Origin of the sequence: Microcoleus sp. FACHB-672 (assembly GCF_014695725.1) — a bacterium.
Taxonomy (GTDB): domain Bacteria; phylum Cyanobacteriota; class Cyanobacteriia; order Cyanobacteriales; family Oscillatoriaceae; genus FACHB-68.
The window spans coordinates 346728-369923 of sequence record NZ_JACJOU010000033.1 but is presented as its reverse complement, the minus strand read 5'-3'; the positions used below and the strand labels follow the sequence as shown (position 1 = coordinate 369923).

At 46.3% G+C, this 23196-nt stretch carries 14 protein-coding genes; 4 read left to right on the top strand and 10 right to left on the bottom strand.

Annotation, left to right across the window (positions count from 1 at the left end):
- Nucleotides 1-178 precede the first annotated feature (178 nt).
- The gene (locus H6F56_RS24655; RefSeq protein WP_309236628.1) at nucleotides 179-1099 is read right to left on the bottom strand and encodes a polysaccharide deacetylase family protein; all 921 of its coding nucleotides are present in this window, start codon (nucleotides 1097-1099) and stop codon (nucleotides 179-181) included.
- Between the two features lie 76 nt (nucleotides 1100-1175).
- Entirely contained in the window at nucleotides 1176-2096 is a 921-nt protein-coding gene (gene sfsA, locus H6F56_RS26625) for a DNA/RNA nuclease SfsA (protein WP_190674372.1), read from the bottom strand.
- Nucleotides 2097-2275: 179 nt separating this feature from the next.
- On the opposite strand from sfsA, the gene murJ reads away from it, so the two are divergent.
- Complete coding sequence (gene murJ / locus H6F56_RS24645) at nucleotides 2276-3937, top strand: murein biosynthesis integral membrane protein MurJ (protein ID WP_190674370.1); 1662 nt, start codon at nucleotides 2276-2278, stop codon at nucleotides 3935-3937.
- A 655-nt stretch (nucleotides 3938-4592) separates the two neighbouring features.
- On the top strand, nucleotides 4593-5525 hold the full coding sequence (gene rbsK, locus H6F56_RS24640) for a ribokinase (protein WP_190674368.1): 933 nt from the start codon (nucleotides 4593-4595) through the stop codon (nucleotides 5523-5525).
- Between the two features lie 2 nt (nucleotides 5526-5527).
- Here the strand turns inward: rbsK and H6F56_RS24635 are convergent, their stop codons facing one another.
- Nucleotides 5528-6211, bottom strand: coding sequence for a ComF family protein (locus tag H6F56_RS24635; RefSeq protein ID WP_190674365.1), 684 nt, complete (start codon nucleotides 6209-6211; stop codon nucleotides 5528-5530).
- An 800-nt stretch (nucleotides 6212-7011) separates the two neighbouring features.
- Here H6F56_RS24635 and H6F56_RS24630 point away from each other — a divergent pair.
- Together H6F56_RS24630 and H6F56_RS24625 are read left to right on the top strand one after the other, a co-directional pair.
- Nucleotides 7012-7938 carry an exosortase-dependent surface protein XDP2 gene (locus tag H6F56_RS24630; protein WP_190674363.1) on the top strand — a complete coding sequence of 309 codons (927 nt, stop codon included), beginning with the start codon at nucleotides 7012-7014 and terminating at the stop codon, nucleotides 7936-7938.
- 144 nt (nucleotides 7939-8082) lie between these two features.
- The gene (locus H6F56_RS24625) at nucleotides 8083-10491 is read left to right on the top strand and encodes a putative PEP-binding protein (protein ID WP_190674362.1); all 2409 of its coding nucleotides are present in this window, start codon (nucleotides 8083-8085) and stop codon (nucleotides 10489-10491) included.
- 128 nt (nucleotides 10492-10619) lie between these two features.
- On the opposite strand, the gene H6F56_RS24620 is transcribed toward H6F56_RS24625, so the two are convergent.
- The 7 genes from H6F56_RS24620 to H6F56_RS24590 all read right to left on the bottom strand — a co-directional run bounded on the left by H6F56_RS24620 (nucleotide 10620) and on the right by H6F56_RS24590 (nucleotide 22993).
- Nucleotides 10620-11501: a DUF1361 domain-containing protein gene (locus tag H6F56_RS24620; protein ID WP_190674360.1), complete on the bottom strand. Its 882-nt coding sequence runs from the start codon at nucleotides 11499-11501 to the stop codon at nucleotides 10620-10622.
- A gap of 266 nt (nucleotides 11502-11767) precedes the next feature.
- Nucleotides 11768-11938, bottom strand: coding sequence for a hypothetical protein (locus H6F56_RS24615; RefSeq protein ID WP_190674358.1), 171 nt, complete (start codon nucleotides 11936-11938; stop codon nucleotides 11768-11770).
- 107 nt (nucleotides 11939-12045) lie between these two features.
- Nucleotides 12046-12201: a hypothetical protein gene (locus H6F56_RS24610; RefSeq protein WP_190674355.1), complete on the bottom strand. Its 156-nt coding sequence runs from the start codon at nucleotides 12199-12201 to the stop codon at nucleotides 12046-12048.
- Nucleotides 12202-12701: 500 nt separating this feature from the next.
- Nucleotides 12702-14471, bottom strand: a complete 1770-nt coding sequence (gene mrdA, locus H6F56_RS24605; RefSeq protein WP_190674353.1) for a penicillin-binding protein 2 — start codon at nucleotides 14469-14471, stop codon at nucleotides 12702-12704.
- Between the two features lie 455 nt (nucleotides 14472-14926).
- Nucleotides 14927-16249, bottom strand: coding sequence for a serine/threonine-protein kinase (locus tag H6F56_RS24600; protein ID WP_190674350.1), 1323 nt, complete (start codon nucleotides 16247-16249; stop codon nucleotides 14927-14929).
- Between the two features lie 368 nt (nucleotides 16250-16617).
- Nucleotides 16618-21627 carry a calcium-binding protein gene (locus H6F56_RS24595; RefSeq protein WP_190674347.1) on the bottom strand — a complete coding sequence of 1670 codons (5010 nt, stop codon included), beginning with the start codon at nucleotides 21625-21627 and terminating at the stop codon, nucleotides 16618-16620.
- A 1195-nt stretch (nucleotides 21628-22822) separates the two neighbouring features.
- Nucleotides 22823-22993, bottom strand: a complete 171-nt coding sequence (locus H6F56_RS24590; protein ID WP_190674344.1) for a hypothetical protein — start codon at nucleotides 22991-22993, stop codon at nucleotides 22823-22825.
- Nucleotides 22994-23196 lie beyond the last annotated feature (203 nt).

The window sequence follows — 23196 nt, the reverse complement described above, 5'->3', positions numbered from 1 at the left end:
TACCTTAGAACTATTTAAACAAAATATGCGCTAACAGAGTTTGCAAAAAAAACGCATATTTACAAAATATTATATGGTTGTTTATTTTTTTAGTTACATTATTATTTTTACTTCTATTTGTAAGTAGATAACTTAGGAGTTTAACAATTTTTTGCAAAGTTAATCCCAAGGTAATTCTCTATTTCGCTCGAATTTTCCTTTCATTTTCCTCCATTTGCAGCAACTCTGGCACTGTCACAAATTTATAACCACGATTTTTGAATTCTGCAATAATCACCGGCAACGCTTCAACTGTTTGCCAACGATTGCCACCCCCATCATGCAGCAGCACAATTCCCCCCGATCTGGTATTACGCAGAACATTGTCGATCATCGTTGATGTTGATGTGCCGGTGTTCCAATCTCTAGAATCAGCCGACCACATCATAACAGTATATTTCTGTTGTTGAGCGTAAGCGGCTAAACCATTATTTAGAACTCCTCCAGGCGGACGAAATAAAGAAGTTTTTACGTCTGTCACTTGATAAATAAGTGTTGCTGTATCTTCAATTTCTTTAGTTGCTTCTGATGGATTTAAGCTGTAAGGATGATTCCAAGTATGGTTGCCAATTGCGTGACCCTGCACTACAACTTTTTTAGCAATATGGGGGTAAAGTTTGAGATGTTTCCCTATCCAAAAAAAGGTTGCCTTAACTTGATATTGCTTAAGTATATTTAATACCTTTTCTGTAGTATCTATCCAAGGGCCATCATCAAATGTTAAAGCAATAACTTTTTCCTGACCGGCTAATTCTGCCTGCTGGACAATTTTCCCCTGAAAACTTGCCGGGGACGAAAAAACTTGTTTTTTCTTTCCTTCATCTTGCCCTTGAGTGATAGAATCCCACCACTGTTCAACCCGCTGATCCGCAATCGCTTTTACACTGGGAAACTCTAAATCTAACTTAACTGCCGGCTTGAGTATATTTGTTAGCCTTACAGATGCCGGTTCTGAAGGGGGATCAACCGGCATCAGAACACCGGCAATAAAACTGCCGGCGGCGGCAACTAAAGCAAGGCAAGTTTTTTGAACCCCAGAGAACGAAACACGAATGGTCACGTCGATTTTGAGGAGAGCATCTATTAAAACAGTCTCAACAATACCACTAAGTTATCAATCAGATTGTTTCAGTTTGCTAACTTTCTGACACCTCAAACTTAGCCAAACCCAAATAGCGAATCCCCACCGGCGTCACTTCAAACCGGCAAGGCAATACCTCTAAACCCTTGGCAACAGCCTCTCGCAACAGCTTGCCATAAACCGGATCGGTATTATCTCCAGGCGCAAAGCTGGTGCAATCGCTGCGATTGATAAAATAAAGCATCACCGGACGAATTGCCGGCAATAACGCCATTAACTCCCGCAAGTGCTTCTGTCCTCGTTCGGTTACGGTATCCGGAAATAGGGCTAATTTACCATTTGTAAACGTCGTGTTTTTCACTTCTAAATAAATCGTGCGAGGTGTGTCGGTTAATCCATTCAAAGAATAGTTTGCGGGAGGAGAAGAGGGTGAGAAGCAAGAAGCAGCATTAGTTATTTTGTCTGAGTCCGAATGTGAGATAACCTTGCTGGTTTCTAGTAATAAATCGTCTTGAAAAATGGTAGGAGTTAAAGTTGCTTTAACTTTAACTGAATTAAGGGTTTCTTCGAGAGATTGAAATAACACAAAATCTACCCGGCTTTTCTTTTCCAAACCATAAGGCACCTCACCCTGAATTCCCTCATAATCGCCTAACTGGGGAAACAGCCGCTTTTCTAGCGCCAACTTGATCACTCGGTTCGGCAGCGCCGTATTAATTCCTACCCAAGTCGGTTCGGTGTCACAAACTTCTATCATCTCCCAGGTATAAGCCAGCTTCCGCTTAGGATTGTCACTGTAAGACACTTGCACGTTTGCGCCAATTGTGCATACACCCGTCATCGGGCCGGTGTTCGGACAATGTGCCGTAATCACCTCTCCCGAAGCCAGTTCAATATCTGCAAAGAACCGCTTATAACGTTTGACTAAAATGCCTGGGTAGAGAGGTGGGTATTGATAAAGCCAATCGGACATCATGTTAGTGTTAAGCCGCAATAGCTGGTTTCCCTGAATCGCTTTCCTGAATTGAGGAGTGAAACAGAGCATTATTGTACCGAGATACCTGCTTTGAAAATTGCGGTGGCGCTCAACCTGGGGTTAGAGTCACCAAATTCAGGTTAAATAGTGTGAAGCACTTTAGCTACTTTTAACAATTCGTGTCTGACATCAAAAAACCCGCTCGTTCCTTGGCTGGGATTGCCGGCATTGTGGCAGTGGCCACCCTTATTAGCAAAATGTTTGGTTTAGTGCGCCAGCAAGCGATCGCCGCAGCCTTTGGTGTAGGTGCCGCTGTTGATGCCTATAACTACGCCTATGTCATCCCTGGCTTTTTATTTGTGTTGTTGGGTGGGATTAACGGGCCATTTCACAGCGCAATTGTCAGTGTTTTGGCCAAGCGGAAGCAGGAAGAATCAGCGCCATTGGTGGAGACGATCACCACGCTGGTAGGCGGAGTGCTTCTGTTAGTGACGGTTGGTTTAGTGATTTTCGCCGCCCCCCTCATTAATGTTGTGGCACCCGGCTTAAACGTAACGGCGGCAGAAGCGGCAACGCGTGGAATCGGTTCAGAACAATTCCAAACGCTGCTTCAAACCAGAGAGATCGCCATTCAGCAATTCCGGATCATGGCCCCGATGGCTTTACTCGCTGCCTTAATTGGCATCGGCTTTGGTACGCTCAGTGCAGCGGATCAATATTGGTTGCCGTCGATCAGTCCTTTATTTTCTAGTATCACGGTCATTGGTGGGCTTGGACTGCTGGCTTTACAGTTAGGCGATAAAATTACACTGCCGCAGTATGCTCTCACCGGCGGACTCGTGCTTGCCTGGGGAACCTTGGCTGGAGCGATTTTACAATGGTTGGTACAACTTGCCTCCCAGTGGAAGGCCGGCATGGGGACGTTGCGCCTGCGGTTTGATTTTAACCGGCCTGGGGTGCGGGACGTGATGAATATTTTAGGGCCGGCTACCTTTTCCTCTGGGATGTTGCAAATCAACGTTTACACCGATTTGTGGTTTGCCTCCTTTATTCCCCAAGCGGCTGCTGCCTTGGGATATGCCGGTCTTTTAGTGCAAACACCCCTCGGTATTATTTCTAACGTGTTGCTGGTGCCAATGCTGCCGATGTTTTCCCGGCTAGCCGATCCAGCCGATTGGCCAGAACTAAAGGTGCGAATCCGTCAGGGTTTAATCCTCACCGGCATCACCATGCTACCGCTTAGCGCCTTAATGGTGACCCTCGCTGTGCCCATCGTGCGCGTTGTTTACGAACGGGGTGCTTTCAATACAGACGCTTCTAAGTTTGTCGCGCCGGTGCTCATCGCCTACAGCATCGGGATGTTTGTCTATTTGGGACGCGATGTCGTGGTGCGGGTGTTCTATGCTTTGGGCGATGGAGAAACGCCGTTTCGAGTCAGTATGGCGAGTATCCTGCTCAATGTCGTGCTCAATTACATCATGGTTGAGGCATTTGGCGCACCGGGTTTGGTGTTAGCCACCGTTGGGGTCAACCTTGTCTCTATGGTGGTGCTATTAGTGCTGCTTGATCGCAAACTTCATGGTTTATCCTGGCAGGAGTGGTGCAGGCCAATTTTTGCGCTCAGTGGTTTGAGCGTCCTTGCCGGTGTTGCCTGCTGGGGAACGCTTTGGCTGTCTCAGAAGACTTTAGGGACTGAGGGTTTGCTCGTGCAACTGCTGCAACTATGTCTTGCCGGTGGGGTGGGATTAGTGATTTTTGGGGTATTGGCTATCCAGTTGAAGTTACCAGAAGTGGATATTTTTGTCTCCCGCTTACAGCAGCGTTTTGGCAAAAAATCCTGAGTCTTCAGTGATGAACCGACAGGTGAGTATTTACTTAAAGAAATTTAAGGCCGGTGTTTCACTCATCGCTAGGGATTGAAATCCCTGGCGATTGGTGAGATGGATGCAAGATATGAGATTAAGAAGCAAGTTTAGATTGATTTCCCTACCGTGTTGCGATGGCAGGGCTAATCTTAGTCAGAAAATACTGAACTTTGCCGGCATTTACAAGCTTTTGTACTGATAAAATCTTTAAAACAACAACAGCACCCAAGCTATACTCGCTGAGGAATTTCCTGTTTTTATCATTTAACTTAGAGTTGCACTGACTTAAAAAGTTCAGTTTGCATTGCTCTCCAGTTAGCAATATAGGAAATATCAGCCCTCTAGTTGGATGCTGCTGTTTTTAGGGAATGAGACAGATGTTAGATGAAACAGCGTTTTTTACCTCTTCAATTAAATGGACTTCGCTGTGGTATCTGTCGGGGAAGCTCGGTTGCTTCTTTTATTACTTTATCAAAATCCGCTTGGGGATCAAGAGAAATACACTAAAGTTTACGTTTTTCAAGTAGCCACTCTTGAAATTGCAAAATTAAACAAAAAAGCTAATGAGAGGTTGGGAATTAACAAGATCGATTCTTGATTAAAGGCAATTAACTGGTATAATTAAAAGCCCATGAGCGTGATTGTATTCGGCAGTATTAACCTCGACCTCGTTGCCAAAACACCCCGGTTGCCGATGGCAGGGGAAACTTTAGCCGGCAACCACTTCTTAACTGCCGGCGGTGGCAAGGGCGCAAATCAAGCCGTCGCAGCAGCCCGTCTGGGAGTGCCGGCTCAAATGGTAGGACGTGTCGGTAGTGACAGCTTTGGGCAAGAACTCCTCGCCGGTTTGCAAGCTGTCGGTGTGGACACTGCCGGCGTATTGATTGATTTGGATGCTCACTCGGGCATTGCCATGATTGCCGTAGACGATGCCGGCGAAAATAGCATCATCATTGTTGCCGGTGCCAACGGGCGCGTCAAAATTTCAGATGTCGGGCGCTTAATCAAACTGCTACCCAGTGCAAAAGTCTTACTGTTGCAATTAGAAATTCCCCTAACCACTGTACTCCTAGCAGCAGCAGCCGGCCAAAATGCAGGCATCCCCGTCATTCTCGACCCCGCACCGGCACGCCCAGATATCCCTGACGGTCTTTATCCGCTTATTGATATAATCACCCCAAACGAAATTGAAGCAGCCCAACTGGTTGGCTTTCCCGTGAATGATCCGGAAACGGCTGCCAAAGCCGCTGATGAGTTGCGATCCAGGGGTGCCGGCACAGCAATTGTGAAACTCGGTGCTCAAGGGGTATTCTGCGCCTCTGCTGCTGAAAGCTTTTTTGTCCCCGCTTTTCCCGTCGAAGCAGTTGACACCGTCGCTGCCGGTGATGCCTTTAACGGTGCACTCGCGGCTGCTCTCGCCACCGGCTTATCTCTTCATCAAGCCGTCATCTGGGGTGCTGCTGCCGGTGCCCTTTGTGCCTCCAAAGCCGGTGCACAGCCTTCAATGCCCGATCGGCAAACTTTTGACGCTTTTCTTCAAGAACAAACCCATTTTAAAATTTAGTTCTAAATCTCCCGATCCCCCTGCTGGGGTGCCGCAAGTGCCACAATTCCACACACGGGAATGTTTGCGGAACGCAGGGTTTGAGCGGCTGCGCGAACTGTTGAGCCGGTTGTGTAGATGTCATCTAACAATAAAACCGAACCTTGTGGATGCCGGTGGCGAAATGCTTTTCCCAAACTAAAGGCATCGGCAACGTTTTGCTGCCGTTCCGAAGCAGACAGCCCAAATTGAGCCTCTGTCTGCCGAACTCGTTCTAAACCCTGCGGTTGCGCCGGCAAACCTGTCACTTCACAAAAACTTTTTGCCAGTAACTCTGCCTGATTAAAACCTCGTTCCTTTAGCTTTTTCAGGTGCATGGGGATAGGGACAACCGTCAGCCGGCTCTCGGTAGATATGGGAGATTTTAGCCAAGCTTCACCCATCCAGTGACCGAGGGGTTGGGCTAATTGAGGGTGATTTTCATATTTCATCACCGCAATGGCGCGTTTCAGGGCACCTCCGTAAATTCCCCAAACAAACACCGGCTCATTTGCTGAACGCCGGCTTACTTTAGTTAATTCGCAGCGTTGTAGCTGCCGGTGACAATACTGACAGAGTAAATCCTGAGCTGGACGCTGGCATAGGGGGCAACTTGACTTGAGAAATAAATCGAGGAAGCCTTTAAATTTGTCAGTCAATTTCCTCATTTTGTGTACCCCGACATCAGCTTCAGTTCTTGAGTGTGCAATTATTGGCGCTTGGTTGCAACATCCTTAAAACGCATCATAGCGATTTTACCTAGCCCATCCCAGTGCCGGCTGTGGCCCACGAGCCAATTTTGTATAAGATTTTCATGACCCTGAGGCCCAAAAGTGGCTTTTTGTATAAACAATTCTTTAAGTTGAGCTTAAGACACTGTGCTTTATAATCAACTTCTCTGTTCTCACTTAACCTATATACCTTCATATTTATAAAGTAAAAACCTCCTGTTGCTTGCTGTAGCCTCAGGAAAGATGCTTTTTACAACTTCCTTGCCTTGCCACGGTTCAAAAAAATTTGTAAAGATTCTGTAAGTTATTGACATCTTTAAGATTCCTTTATAAAATAACGAGCAAATTCATGCTATAAAAACCTCTCAAAACGGAAGCTTTAGAGGGTTTAGATAAAAACCTCAGGCATTCATGAGGTTTTTCAGGGAATTTATACCGGGAATTTAAAGAATCAGTAAAGATAGGGTGGAAATACTGGATTGTGTTTAGCAGAACTTACTATAATATGCAACAGAAAAGACCGTAGATTTGGCACAAACAGTGAATTCGGTCGCAACAGTGCGAGTCAATGAGATTCCAGGAAGCTTCCATTACACGCAAATTTGCGGATTTATAAGCCAAAATGCTGGATTTCAGCTAAAAAGTAAGATTGTCAAGAAGGCAAACTTCAGATGGTAAATATACGGAAAGCAGGCCCATAACATTTTTAATAAATAATCAGGGGGAAGGAAATTATTATGAATCTTAGACCGACTTGTATCGGGTTTGGCTTAATTGTCGGTGGCGTATTAGCCTTCTCCCCGACGCCAGCTCGTTCGGCCAGCTTATTTTCTTTTGGCACAGATTTTTCTTACCCTGGCACTGGCACTGTGAACTCGTGCAGTTCAATGACTCAGTGCGATATCTCACTTGAGAAAATTACTTCTGGAAATCAGTCTTGGCAGCTCGATGAGTTGTTTCGGGTTACAGAAACGGCTCTATTATCCAATGTCGAGGGATTAATCGCTTCAGACGAAACAGGAAGTAGGGGTGGAATTAGCCTTGATAAAGGTGACTTTGCAACCGGCTTGGCGCTGGAGTCTTTGCCGGTGGAGAGTAACGTGAGCCGGCGCGGACAGTTCAATACGTCGAGGGTAGAACGAATGATCGTGGAAACCTTGGGCAATCACCAACAATCTATTTTTAACCTTAACGATATTATTGATACTGAGGATAATGGCGTGGAAGGCACGCCAGATGAGGGAGGCGTTTTCACAATGGATCTGCTGTTCAATCAAGGCAATTCATTTAACTCCGTCTTCCTGTGGGAACGGGGGATGAACAGCGATATAGAAATTCAACCAATTTATGAAGTTGTTGAAAACCAAACAGCAACGGTTGGCGATTCTGTAAAAATATCGGGAAATCAGTGGGATGATGCTGGTTACTCGATTGACTCCACAGAAATCGATGTGGCTCAAAACGTGGGTTCTAAAGGAATTCACTTTGAATCCACCATCCAGGGTGTTCGAGTAATTGGTAAAAAGCAGTTCGATGGAGCGGATTTTAAGATAGTTGCCGGGACTAAAACCGCAATTCCAGAACCCCGCACACTTGTGGGTATTGCAACTGTTACGGGGTTATTCGCGGTGTCTCGCCGGCGCAGAGTTATCAACAATACCTAGCTCTAAACTTTCATTGGATTTAAGCGAACGCGAGTTCAGAATTCGCGGCCTATTCTTTTTTTAGGGAATAAGTGCTTAATCCTGCGAAAAAACTAGCCCGTGCAAAATAAGATTAATAGTATTTAGCTCGGCTAAACCGTTAACGTGGAAAATCTCTACTGGCTCGGCCAGATTCAACCCCCAGAGCGCAAGTTGATAGGGGAAAAAGCATTTTACCTGAATCAGCTAATGCGGCTGGGCTATCCCATTGTGCCTGGATTTGTCGTGTCTGCTACGGCATTGCAGGAGTTTTGGCACACTTATGACTGGTTGGAGCCACTATTTGCGGAACTGCCCCATTCTTCCCTGCATTTGAATGTGGATGAGTCGCACCAACTCAGTGCACTCGCCCAGCGCATTCGCCATGAAATTATAACGGCACATCTGCCACCGGCAATGTTTGAAGCTTTAGAGCCGGCTGGCAAACTGTTGCAGGCACCTGTACTGATATTTCGTCCTTCCGTCACGTTACCTTCATTGCAGGCAAATGCCAGCAGCCTCAAGATTTCCGGACTGCTGGAGAGTCATGTATGCCGGTGCGAGCCAGAGCAAATGGCCATCGCCTTGAAACGAACGTGGGCAGAATTATTTAGGGCCAGAAGTTTATTTTGCTGGCACCGGCTAGGGATTGAGCTGCAACAAATTAGCTTAGGGGTTTTGGTACAACCGTTGTGGCCGGCAATTGTCTCAGGGGAAGTACAAGCCGACTTAGGGGCTATCGAAATTCAAGCCACTTGGGGACTGGGCAAGTCTATTAAATTAGGAGAAGTTGTCCCAGATTCCTATCAGCTAAACCCCCATACAGGCGTAGTGCAAATTCAGCGACTGGGAAGCAAAACCATCGCCTATGACCTCATTGATCCGTCTGATCCGACTGAAGATGTCTTATCTTCCCACGCGAGTGATTGCCTCAAGCTTTATATGCTCAGCACTGAACAGCAAAACCAGTATGCTTTGCAACACCCTTATCTCAAAGAATTAATCGAGTTAATCCAAAGAGTGTCAGTTGAGTTGGGTTCTGCTTGTGTTTTAGAGTGGACACTTTGCAACGGAAAAGACGTTTCCCAACCACAACTTTATCTCACCCAAGCTTATCCTGATGGGAGAGATGAAGACATACAAAAAACAAGTTGGCTAGAAGGCAATCATTTACCCGTTAACTTGCCACCGACTAATTTTTCCAACACTGCAATTAAGGGCGTGCCGGCATCCGCAGGACAAGCAACCGCGCCGGCTCAAGTTATTGCTAGCCTGAATGAAAACATCGAGGCAATGCCCCCCGGACGAATTTTAATTGCCTCCGTTATCTTGCCAGACTGGCTTCCCCTGCTCAAGCAAGCTGCCGGTGTGGTTGCCGAACAAGGGGGAATGACTAGCCACGGGGCAATTCTGGCGCGAGAACTGGGCATTCCAGCGGTTGTCGGGGCTGCCGGTGTCACCCAATTAATTCAAACCGGCGAGTTGGTGTTTATTGATGGCGATAAGGGCGAAATCTATCGGCTCAGTGAACAGCACAATCAAGAATTCGGACTAAACAATCAAGAATTAAGAATGAACAGTCAACCATCTCATTCTCTATGCTCCGGCCTCCATTCTTCATTCTCAACTCCTTTAGCAACCCAACTCTTCGTTAATTTAAGTCAACCCAGTTCTATTGAACAACTGGCAGGCTTGCCGATAGATGGCGTGGGTTTAGTGCGTTCAGAACTCATGCTGATTGAAGTCTTAGAAAATCAGCACCCCCGCCAATGGTTGCAAAAAGGAGCGACTGAAGAATTTGTTGAAAAAATTACGGCCCAGCTTAGTCAATTTGCGAGAGCTTTTTCACCACGACCAGTATTTTACCGATCTCTCGATCTGCGCTCTGATGAATTGCAATCGTTAGTAGGTGCGGATGCCGGCGAAGAAGTTAATCCCACCTTGGGCGTTCACGGCACCTTTAGTTATGTTTTAGATCCAGGCTTATTCGATTTAGAACTTCAAGCATTGGCTAAACTGCACCAGGCCGGCCACACGAATGTAAATTTAATCTTGCCCTTCGTGCGTAGTGTTGAGGAATTTACCTTCTGCCGGCAGCGAGTTGAAAAAGCCGGTTTAACTCAGCAAAAATCATTCCAACTTTGGCTGATGGCGGAAGTCCCTTCCGTACTGTTTTTACTGCCTGATTATGTGAAAGCCGGTCTTCAAGGAATTTCCATCGGGACAAATGACTTGACTCAATTGCTGTTAGCAGCCGACCGGCAAAATCCGCAAATGGCAGCAGCTTTTGATGAACATCATCCTGCGGTGATGCGAGCAGTTCAGCATTTAATTGAGTTAGCCAAACAAGCCGGTATTCCTTGCTCTTTCTGCGGGGGCACGCCGGCACGATATCCTGATCTCATTGATCAACTGGTTCAGTGGGGGATTCGCTCGATTTCTGTCGAGCCAAAAGCTATTGAAAGTACCTACACCGCCCTCGCGCGTGCGGAACAGCGTTTGCTTTTAAATGCAGCCCGTCATCAACTCCAGTAAACTTCATGCCTAAAGAGTGCATGGCTAAAGGTGTTGTGATTTATGTCCGCCTACTTCTCAAGGCATTTAAAATGAAGAAAATAAAAAACTTTGGTTGAAAAAATCACCGGGTTAAGCTGAGGTCAAACTTAAAATCGAGCCGTAGAAGAATCAGGATCGGCGGCTGGAGGAAAAGCATGGTTCGGATTACTCAGGCGATGCATAATTCCCAAGCTCACTTGTTTGATTAGCCAGTAAAAAACCGCAATTACCACAAAAGTAACAACTATAACGAGCAGCGGACGGGTGCGGGTTAAATCTCTCATCACACTCATCACTAGCTGATCTGGTTGAGAGATGACGTGCCAGCTGTTGAAGCGTTGAAAGCGACCGAGATAAATCCCAATAGCACTCAAAGCGTGCAAGATTAACTCAGCCCATAAAATAAATCTGCCCCAACCTTGCCGGCGTAAATAGAAACCCAAGTAAATCAAAGACATCACATAGGCTTCAAACCCAATTCCCATAAATATTAAATACTGGGGAATTAAAGCTAAAGTTAGCACCCAAACCGAATAGTTATAGCGAATTTCTTCGTAAAAGTGAATGACATCTGTCAACACATAGGGAGCATTTGGCAAGAAAAAGATGAAAGCTAGAAATCCCAACCACCACAGTAAAGAACGAGCGCCGCGCCAGCCTAGCAGCCAAAAATCTAATCCCATTAAAATGAGCGTTCCGATGAGTGCCCCAACTAAATAAATTGGATCTATACCTAAATAAATCGCTCGAATATCCCGTAAAAGATTAACCGCAGATGTTAAAGAGTAGCGCCGTATACCTAGGAAAAAAGTCATGCCGGTGAGGATGAAGGTTCCCCAGCGCAACACGCGAGAGCGAGGTTGGTGGAATAGCCAAAAACTCAAAGCTAGTGGTACTAAAGCTAAAAATAGATTCCAAGCCATCCAGCGGTTATTTGCAAGCAGTGCTTGCCACGCCACAGAAATCCAATTGGTTAGTTGAGCTGTCATAGTTGTCATTTCCCCAGGTGAAACAGTTCAGCTTTACATTGTGCGGCGCTTCGCCGGCTGCTGTGATGAGATTCAAGCACGTCTTGGCTGTAATTGGACTGTTCGATCTCTAAGGTAGTTCCTCACTTTGGTTATGAGCCAAACTTAAGTAGTCCTCTATACTTGTTTACCGCAATTAGAGAGATGCTGACAGAGATCAGCCGGTGAGGTACATCCCAAATTTGCCAAAATAATTACAAAAATGGGCTTGGCCGGCTTCCGTCAAATTAATGTCGGTGTTCGTGCTTTCTATATTTGATCAAAGATAGCCCAATAGCAAAACCGGCAAGCGATCTCACGCTCACCGGCAAAGCTTCTTGAAGGTTAAAGATGAAGAATAATTGCGATGTCAGGCCACCTTTAAGCCAACCGCCGTTAAAGGTGGCCTGACGCTGCATCTGTTAAATGGGGTGGGGAGTCAGAGGCTCATCGCTCATCGCATCTGCTGAATGAATCAGCTCGCAATCTGGCAAATGAGCGCTGAACTCTGAGCGCTAAAACCTAACTAGCTCAAGTAATTAGATTCCGCTTCCAACTGTCTGACTAAATTTTCATCGCCTTTGGCTCTGGCCACTTCCAGTCGGTGTTGCAAGTGTTTTTGAAGGCTGGCGCGATGAGTTGCGGCTGTTTCTTTCAAGATTTCCTGACGTGATTGGTTCATGGTGAACAGTCCTAAAAACACAAGTGGCTTATTGGGTTTATCTTTTAAGAATAGCATTTTTAGTTTAAAACGGTATCAAATTTTACTGAAAATTTATTTTTGCTTTCGCAAAAGCGATAAATGCCCGTTTTATATAAGTTTTTCTAAGTAATTTTGTTCATTTCGCTTTTATTTTTAATATTTTCTGAGGTAAGTTTCAAGTTAGCCAGAGAAAAAACAATGGCCTGAACACCGGCTCTATCAACTGCTAGACATTTAACTTATATGTTAAGGTTGAGTACGTTCGCCGGCATCAAGCAAGGCCGGCAGAAGAATTGGCTGTTTTTACCGGGTTGCGCCGATATGCGACTTAGATGGGCCTTAATTGACCAGTTCAGTTTTTAAATATGCGTATAAATTTCCATAAGTCAATCTACAGAGCGGTTGATTTGTAGCATCTAAAACAGAAAGTTTACAAAGAGAGCAGAGGGAGAAAAGCCCCCCTATAAGCTCAAAATGCCCTAACGCTTTTGCTTGAAATAGGTTTTGAAGATTTCATGAGCAATTGGAGCAGCAGAAACAGCACCATACCCGCCATTTTCCACGACAACAGCAATCGCAATCTGGGGATCGTTAGCCGGCCCATAGGCAACATAATTGGAATTATCTTCTTGTCCTGGGACTTCAGCCGTGCCGGTTTTGCCACCCGTCAGGGGGATAGAACCATCATTGAGCTGCTGGCCGGTACCTTTCTGAACCACTGCAATCAATCCTTTGCGAATCGCCTCTACCGTTCCAGGTTTCATGCCGGTGGGTTCGGGTTTAGTGGCTGGTGTGTTGGTTTGAGCGCTCAAAAAATGCGGTTTAACACGTTTGCCACCGTTGGCGATCGCCCCAATCATCACCGCCATCTCTAAAGGTGTGGTTAAGACCAACCCCTGACCGATTGCCATTGTCACCGTATCACCGACATACCAAGGTTCACCATAGAGCTTTTCTTTCTCAGCCGGCGTTGGCAGCGTCCCGTGATTGCCTTCACCCAACCCCAATAAATTTAAATCCGTTGTGCCGGCAATCCCCACGCGGCGGCCCCATTTAGCAATCTCCTCCGGGCCGGCGGCCATTCCCATTTGATAGTAAAATGTATTGCTGCTATAGGCCAAAGCATCCGTAAAGCCAATCACTCCATAACCGCCGCCATGTTCGTGAAAACTAATGCCACCGATATTAATGGAGGAAGAACTCAGTAGCGTTGAGTCAGGTGCGAACTTGCCAGACTCCATGCCGGCGATTGACGTAACAATTTTAAACGTGCTACCGGGTGGATAGCCTTGAAGTGCCCGGTTGAGAAATGGCTTTTCCTCACCTTGCAGGCGCTTCCAATCGGCAGAGGTGATTTTGCGAGTGAAAAGATTGGGGTCAAACGTCGGCCCACTCGCCATTGCCAAAACAGCGCCGGTTTTGACATCGAGAACGACAACTGCCCCTCGCCGCTTCCCAAGCATTTTTTCGGCAGTTTTCTGGAGTTCGGCGTCAAGTGTTAGCCGTACCGACTCACCAGGTTTAGCAGGTTTCTCACCCAATTCTCGCAGTTCAGAACCGGCAGCATCCACTTCCACCAAACGATTTCCCCAGACGCCTGCCAGTTTCGTATTAATCTTACGTTCTAGCCCCATTTGCCCAACAATCATGCCCATTGGATACTCTGGATGGGCTTTCAGGTCTTCCGCAGAGGCTTCCCCAATGTAGCCCATCACATGAGCGCCTAAATCGCCATTGGGGTAGTAACGGTTAGATTCCGCCCGAACTTCGAGGCCGCGAAATTCACCAAACCGTTCTGCCAGCTTCACAAAAGTGTTGCTTGTGATATCTCGGCTAATCCGCACCGGCATGGGAGACTTATAACCCGCCTGCTCTAGTTTTTTGACGATATCGCTGGCAGGGATATTTAGCAAAGAACCCAACTCAGCCGCCATCACACGCCATTTTTCAGGCGATTGTTCGCGAGGCCACACATAAACAGACCGGGACATCCGATTCGCCGCTAACAGTTTGCCATTGCGATCCAGAAGATTGCCGCGATCAGAAGCAATCGGAACCAAGTGAATGCGATTCTGCTCAGCTCGTTGCCGATTGTATTCCCCTTGAATAAATTGCAGCTGAACCAAACGCCCGACGCACACACTTAAAAAAGCTGTAACCAGCAGCATAAACACCACTGATCGACTGGTTCGGGGCAGGGTGACATTAGCAATGCGTGTTCGAGTAGAAAAAGAAAGTGCCCGTGCCATGATTGCAGAAGCTCCTCTGGTATTGGGATAGAGCGTTTTTACCCAGTTGCTTTCCCTGCACGCGTTCAGGAACATCCTGTGGCCAAACAAGTTCTTTTCCCAATTGGGTGTAACGACATCACAATCTAGATACGCCTATCTAGTCGGAGCAATCCGGAAAATTTTCGCTGGGAACCTCTCAATTATTTAAATCTCGCGAAAACACGCCAGTATCACAATTGTGTGTTTCCAGAAAATTTAACTCCACACTCGACTGTAGTTGCCGGCTCTCATTCTCCCTCGCCTATGAATCCCACCACAATTTGTCGCTTTAAAAAATTAAAATGACTTCTAAATTTCCTATTTTCCTAATTTAGGGTTATTCCCATTAAATTACCCCATTAAAAACAAAATTTTAATGACAAGCTTTACCAATTTTTTTGTAAACTTAAACTAATATTCTTTTAAATTCCTTATCAACCACACTCTTCAATTCTTTTCGCAAAAGCAGACCATAAACGCCCTCGTCGGCCCCAACTGGGAAGATGTCCTTCGGGAGCCGTTAAATTAAAAATAAGTTCAGAATAAGAAATCCAAGAATTTCCTCTACGCCAACCAATTATTTCTCCAAATGCTTCGTAATTTTTTTCAACACTTTTCCAGACCTGATTTTGCACACTAAAACTGAAGTATCCGTTGCTATGTTCCAACCACAGTTTATCAATGGTGCGTAAATCCCTACAGGGAAATTTTTGAATATCTTCTATACTAAACCGGCCTTCTTTTTCTCTACCATAAACCCGAAGCATAATAGCCGCCGTTTCCCGATCAGCTTCTTGCCAATTTCCCGCCGCTAAGAAATCGCGCAGCCGGCTGTAATCCATCCCCACGGCTGAAGTCCATTGGGGAGAAAACACAGCCGGCTCAGAAACCTTTGAAACCACTGCCGGCTCAGAAACCGTGGAATTCAGCTCAATGCCTAACAAATTAAACCAAGCTGGTATCGTTTGCGGGCGATTTTCAGGTTCTAATGCCATCCCCTCAAGAATTGCCGCATTCACCCGCTCACTGATTTCCGGATTGAATTGCTTTGGGGGCACCAAGGGGTCGTTTTGATGCCGGTTAACCTGGCGATCTCTAGTTGGAGAAGCTTCAGGAATTTCTGCCGTTAAAAGCGCGTATAACGTAGCTGCCAAACCATAGACATCTGTATAAGCACCCCGAAGTGAGCGCCGATCGTACTGCTCAATCGGTGCAAAACCCTTCGAGATATATTCTGTATGAATTTGTGTCAAATTTGGCGTAAATTCGCGAGCCAGACCAAAATCAATCAGCACAGCTTCTTCTTGCTCTGTTCGCAATAAAATATTAAGCGGCTTAATATCTCGGTGTAAAAAACCCTGCCGGTGAACCGCACATAAAGCCTCCCCAATTTGCTGAATGTAGTGCAACGCTTCCGGCTCTGGTAAAGCTCCCTCGTTGTCTACTAAAGTCGCTAAATCTATGCCATCAATATATTCAATTACCATGCACCATAATGATTCCTCCTGAATTAACTCATGAATCCCCACAATATGAGGGTGAGCGCACTTAGCCAAACGCAAGGCTTCATTTAAAAAATCCTGCTGACATTTAGCAAAATTGCGCCGATTTTGAATTTTTTCATTCAATGTTTTAATAACAACAAAATTATTAGATCTATCACTGGCGAGATAAGTAATACCAAAGCCTCCTTCTCCTAGCTTTTCTTCAATAATATACTTACCGTCTTGCAAGACATGACCCGGTTTCCAAACCATTACTTTTCTATCCTCTAGGGAAGTTTTTCAACAAATCTCGTCGTCTTACTTTGCCCTAAGACCAAGTTGCAATCTAGATTGTAATTTTCAAATGCCTCATGTCACATTCATGCCTCATGCTCAAAATCATGTTTCTGAGGGCCACTGGGTATCCCAGGAAAAAGGGTGCAAAATGACTAAATCATGGCTCATCCCAATCGTAATTGAAAGCGGAAAAAATTAGCCACCCCGCAGACAATTTTTAGTCTAATCGGGGTGGCAAAAAGTGGTGAATTTAACCGTTAGGGAGAGAGTGTTGACCTATCATCAAGGCCCCCTCAAGAGGCTGCACCGGCAAGGGCAGCAGCCCGATGAGAGAATCAGAGGAATTATGCCACTGGAGGTTCGCTGTAAGGGCTGATACCCATGTCTTCACCTTGGCCAATCATGAATTTATAGGTCATTGAGGTCGTGATCTCGGTAACAGAGGAGACACTGAATTCCTTCATCAACGCGCCGGAGTGGGCTGTTTTATACGCCTCGAAGTCTAGCAGCATTGAGGAGGGTTTGTAGTTTTTCTCTAACCCGATAGTTAGAGAATACTCCAAGGTTTCTTGGTAGCTGACTTCTTGGATAGAGCTAGCGCCGTACTCTGTGAGCAAGTCTTGGCTGTGAGCCGCACGATACTCTTCCAAGTTAACCGCTTTGGATGGGTTTTTGCCCTCTTCCAAGGCTGCTGTCTTCATATAGTCGGTGAGTTCGTCGTCTTCAACCAGGCCACTGGCGTCAGCGTCAATGGTCGACTTTTCTGCCTCTATGTCGGCTGCGTAGGTAGCAGTGAACCACTCTTTATCCATAAGCTCCGACGTTTCCAACCCTTGCTCTTGAGCTTCAGTGGTCAAGAACTCTTGAGTTTCCGCGTCGTCGAGTGTGGCGTTTTCAGCGTTGTAGTTGGAGGCGATATCCTCAGCCTTGTTCTGGCGCAAGTAATCAGCATCGACAAACGCGCTAACCTTTAAGCCGGCAGTTGATTCGAGTTCCAGTCCTGCGTCGCTTAAGCCGAATTCTGTGATTTGGTCGATCTCCCATTTGTCGAGCTTCGTAAGCTGTCCGTAGGGGACGTCCAACTCTTGAGCCAGTTCCTTGAGGAATTCCTTGGAGTAACCGGCCACATCGACTTCTGACACGTCTGCGGCTGTTAAGTCTTGTTCGTAAGCGGCTTTCAGGACTTGCCAATCAGCCTCACCCGTGATGCCTTTTGCTGTCTCCAAGTATTCTGTGTTGACATACTTGGACAGTGCGCTGTCGAACTTCCAGTCGAGGATGAGCTCGTCGGTGAACTGGGTGGTGTCTTGAACAACCTCAACGGCAACACCGAAGTGTTGGGCGATCTCGGCTGCGTTTTCCTCGCGGATGTATTCGACATTGACGAAAGTGGAGACATCGATGCCTTCTTGCGCCATCGCTTCGCCTATGTAGTCCTCAATCTGCTGTTGAGACAGCGTGCTCACAGATGCGCCGGCTAACACATCTTCATAGAAGGCTGAGAGTTGTTCACTGTATTCAGTAACAAATCCCTCAATGTCGATAGCGGACAGCTTAACTTCTTCGTCTGCCGCTAATACACCCTTGTTGGTTAGCAAGGTCTTGAACTCAGCTTTGAAGGACAAATCCATCAGTTGCTTCTCGGTGAGCATTTCCACCTTGAAGTTGTCTGGATCAGCCTCAGGAATTAAGGCAGTGACTTCTGCAACGGTTAAGGTTCCCGCAGTCATCAATTTTTCAAGCTGGTAGCTAACGAAGTTAGTGTCGATAGAAGACAGTTCGGTGCTAACCCAGTTGATAATTTGTTCGTCTGTCACTGCAAGGGTATCGGTAGCCACTTGTTCAGCGGTTACACCTTCAAGCGTGCTGGCGATTGCAGCAGCGAAGGTTTCGCGAAGATAGCCGGTATCAACTGACCCTTGTAAGCTGAGACTAAGTTCCTTGGCGTCGTTGAGCATGAAAGCCTGGATTTGCTTAACGTCGAGTTCAGCAACATCGACCCCGTACTTCGTTTTCAGTGCTTCGGCATTTGCCTGTACCGCGATAAAGGCGTCGGAATCGAAGGCTGACAGGCTGCTGACTGTGAAACCAACTTCCTGGGACATCTCGCCGTACACGTACTCGAGCAATTTAACTTCGCTCAAGGTCGCGACTGCTTCACCGGCTGCAGTGGTGAGGTTCTCTTCCTGGGCCATGTAGCGCAGGTAGCTGGGGTCAACATAGTCGCCATACCCGCCATACTTGAACTCGAAGACCAGATCTGCACTCAGACTGGCAACCTCACTCACTTCGATATTGAAGTAGTTTGCGATGGCAGCTTGCTCGGTGGTCTTGATTTCGGCGACGATTTCTTGATCCAAGAAGGTGCTAATCTTCAGCCCTTGCTTCAAACCTTCGTCCTTCATGAAGGCGACGATTTGACTTTGGCTGACATCATCGATAGAGGCAGCGCCGTAAGCTTCTAGCAACGCAGCCTTATTCTCTGCAACAGCAGCGTATCCTTCGACGTTGAATGCAGACAACTTCTTACCAACTGCCCATCCTGCGCCATGTACGTGCAGCCTGAGTTCAAGGTCATCCAGGTCTTTGATGGATTTGCCCTCTGCCGTTGTTTCTGCCGCGTATTCCTTGCGATAGAAATCAGCATCAATGTATTTACCACCGTCACCCAAGAAGAAGCGGGCGATCTTGTTGGCATCGAGGGTTGCAATGGCTGCGTCGTCGGTCAAACCGAAGGCGTTTTTAATTTCAACTTTGTGCTTCTCGGTGTAGAACTCGGTATCGACGTACTCCTTGATATCGAGCTTGAGTTCAAAGGCTTTTTTGCTGATGAACTCTTTGATTTTCGTCTCGCCAATCGTTTCGAGTTCTGCGTCATCAACGGTCTCGCTGCCAAAGAAGTGCAATTTCAATTGGACTTTGATATCTGCATCTTCGAGCATACCCTTGAAGTCGACCTCGCTCAAGCCAAACTTTTCGTCTGAGGCCAGTTGCAGCATACAAGCCTCGATGTCTTTCACATCAATGGTTTGCGCTGTGATGGCTGCTTCGATCTTGACAACGAGTTCGTCAGGGGTGAGGGTTTCGATCTGAGTCTCGTCTAGAGCTAGTTCTGTTGCAAAGAACTTGGCGATTATGACGCTGTAGTTCTCCAGACAATACTCAATATTGATGACGGAAGCAGTTTCATTGACTGTATATTCAATGACTTCTTCGTTTGTGAAGGTTGCGCTGTCTTGAACCTCTGCTGTTGTGATGCCAAACTCTTCGGTGGCGTAGTCGGATAACGCCCTCAGGTTCATCACCTTGGCTTCTGTGACATCAAAGAAGGCCGACAGTTCCAATCCCATTGTTGCGCCTTCGCCAACGGTGCAGTATTCAAACAAAGCTTGGTAGTTTACTGAACCATCAAGTTCGGTGAATTTGGCTTTGATTTCGGCGTTCTTGGCTAAGACGAACTCAAAGCTAAATAGCGTGGTTGGACTTTCGCCTACCTGGATCAGCGCCTCTGCGGCTTCCTGTTGGCTAAAGGCTTCGATCTGGGCGCTGGTGTAACCGGCTTCTACGAGTTTGGCAATAACTTCGGTACTTTGAAGCTTGATATTAATGGTGACGCTATCGACAAACGGCGCTGGGCTGATTCCTTTCTCATTAACAAAAGTTTGGACTTCTGCGATTTGTGCCGCTGTCAGAGTGGCTGAGAAGTTAAAGGTGGGGAACTGAGTTTGCAGTAGCTCAAGATTGGTCTTGATAACGAAGTCGATGCTGAACAGCGGGTCTGCCGGTTCAGTGGGTTCAGTGGGTTCGGTGGGATCAGTAGGTTCGGTGGGATCAGTCGGATCAGTCGGTTCGATGGGATCAGTCGGTTTGCCGCCTGGCATATTTGGAGGAAGCCCGCCGTCACTGCCGCCAACGACTGAGTCGTTGCCGCCTCCACCGTTTAATGTGTCGGTGCCTTCGCCACCGTTTAGGGTATCGGTGGGTTCGCCGCCACCCACGGTGTCGTTGCCTGTGCCGCCACCCACGGTGTCGTTGCCTGTGCCGCCACCCACGGTGTCGTTGCCTGTGCCGCCACCCACGGTGTCATTGCCGGCACCACCGTTTACGCTGTCGGATGGAGGTTCGCTGATAAAGAAGCTGATGTCAACTTCATCGGAGGGGCTGATGCCTAGCTGCAAACCAGCGCCGAGCATGAATTTTACAACTTGGGCGTAGCTGATTTCTGCGACTGATGCCACACCAAAGAATTCGATCAGCGCTTCGGCGTTGGTGGAGGCGTAGTCTTTGACATCAATTTTGTCGCAGAAAGGACGCTCTTCGTTAATTCCATAGGTTAAGAAGTGCGCTACTGCTTCCTTGAAACTCATACCGTCTAGGTCTGAGTTAGCTGTTATGTAGAATTTGACATCAAAGGCTGCCGAGAAGGAACGCCCTTCGTTAACACCGTATTGAATCAGGTGTTGCAGTGCTTGCTTAGCACTCATCCCATACAAATCTTCTTTGTATGTTTGCCGGTAGTAATTGAGATCGCAGAAAGCAGAGAACTGGCGGTTCTCATCGAGTCCATATTCGACCAGGTGTTGCAGTGCTTCTTTGGTGCTCTTGCCACTCAGGTCTTTGTAGGTTTTCGTGTAGAAATCAAGGCTGACGAATGCGGAGAACTGACGATTTTCTTCAAGTCCGTGTTCGACCAGGTGTTTGAACGCATCTTTAACGTTCATGCCCCTTACATCGGCGTTAAGTTCCTGGTAGTAGTTAATGTCTACCACTGCGGAGAATGTGCGATTTTCTTCCATCATCCCGTAATTCAGGAAGTGAACCGTTAAGTCTTCATCGCTCATGCCCTCTAAGTCTTCGTTGCAATCACGATAGACATCTACATCAAAAAAGCCTAAGACTGTAGAATATTTGCCTGCGCCATTAATGTAATCGAGGATTTGGCTGTCAGTGAGGTCTTCTACGCTGTCTACCCCAAATTCCAAAGTTAATTGGGCGGAGTATTCAAGGCGCAGATAGTTGATTTTGATGATATTGATGGAACTGATGTTGTCTGTATTGCCATCGGTGGGTTGAGTTACTCCGCCGCCGCTCATGCCGCCGCTCATGCCGCCGCTACCACTGCCACCGGACAGTTTGCCTGTGTCGCCTTTCATCTCGCCGCTGCCGCTGCCACCGGACATTTGGACTGCGCTGCCGCCACTGTTACCGCTATTGCCGCCACTTTTGTTCTTGCGATTAACACCACGAATGTTGGGGCTGCTATTGTTGCTGCGGAACTTTCTCTTAGGGGAGGTTGATTCTTCGCTGGTGATTTCTAACTGATTGTTTTCGAGTTCGAGTGAATCCGTAGCCATATAAAACCTCTGTTGATTGTAGAGAAAAATTTATCTTGGAAACCAAGATTTTGCGAGTGTTTGAGTTACGTTCTCTAAGTTGCATCTACCCGATTGGGTAGCTTATGCAACTATGCTTTTACATTCCCTTTAGGTGCTTCGACTGTGTAAGCACACTTTTTACCCTTTAAAAAAAGCTGCCCAAGATGCTAACTTCACTACTAAATTAAATTTCCCAAGTTTGGATGCACCAGAAGCAACTGCTTTAATGATCACTAAATAATAGTGTTGTGACCATCTATGTCGCTTAACAATTATTTTGTCCGCTCAGACATAAGCAGTTATTTATTTCCTTTCCTGTTATTCATATTAGCTTACTTTTTCTGTCTGGCAAGATGCTTTTTCGGGTTTTTTGATGAATTTTTTAAAGATCAGTAATATCACTAATTAAAGTTTTGATGAACTTTATGGATTATTTTTTTGATTCTTTTATTTGATTGAAATGTCATCAGGGAATTTACGGAAAGTGCTTAAATATAAATACAAGGTTTGGCAGATAATTGTAAAAATAAAAACTTCAAACAAACAGTACCAAATCGCAAGTTTTTGCGTTTGCAAAAACCGGGGACTTCAGACAGGAGAAGCACTCACCGTCTAGAGTCTGAGCGGGACTGATGATTTGAAGTTTCTTGAGTTTGATATATGCGAGAATCTGTAAAAGATTTCTAGCAGCACAGAAACTTTGACGGCTTTGGAAATTTAATGGTTCCCAGATGACGAAACCTCTAAACTTGAGCTGCGCTCTTTAGGAACTACCGGCCTCAGCACTCAATTGTTTGAGTTATTTAAGCCGGCAGTCTGAGCGGGAGTTGTTATGCTTGAGAAGGATTAAGAAGTACTAGATGTTGTCTATTTAATGAATCCCCCTAAAGATAGATTTTGTTTTTTTGACAAATATCCTTGACTGATTAGTCGCAATGAACTTCAGATACTTCGATAAATATCTCGGTTGCAGAGATAGGGTTTTCCAAATAGCTTTCTGTTAATTTGCTAATGTCTCACGCTTCCACTCAGGACAAAAGCAGACATCAAATTCTTCAAGGGCAGCAGCTAACCCGATTTTCAAACCACACTCTCAAATCTCAATGTTTTAATGAAAGCCTGAAAATCTTTTTTGCTAGCGGCTCTTTTTCTATTTATATGTTCCCTTCAAAACTCAGCGCAGTAGGGATAAATTGCTGTATATACTCTTAATGCCGGCGCAGCGAACATCCCCTACAGAATGTAATGTGGTGTAGTGTGAATCAAACGAATCGGGTTCGCTCAGCTTGAGGATCATTGAGAATTGCCGCGTGTGTTGTTGAGATGGCCATTCGTTTGATTTCATCGGGGGTTACTGATCCGATCTTTAATAAAGCTGCATGATGGCTTTGAGATGCGGGCATTGTCTGAGTGCGATTAGCTGAGGGTTTAGCTTTTCGCTTGAAAAAAGCGGGTTTTCAGACATCCTAAACATTTAGGACATAAAAGCTTACCGCTTTGTTCCAGAAAATCCTTTTAAGTGTCGGATATCCCCTAGAATTTGGGTTG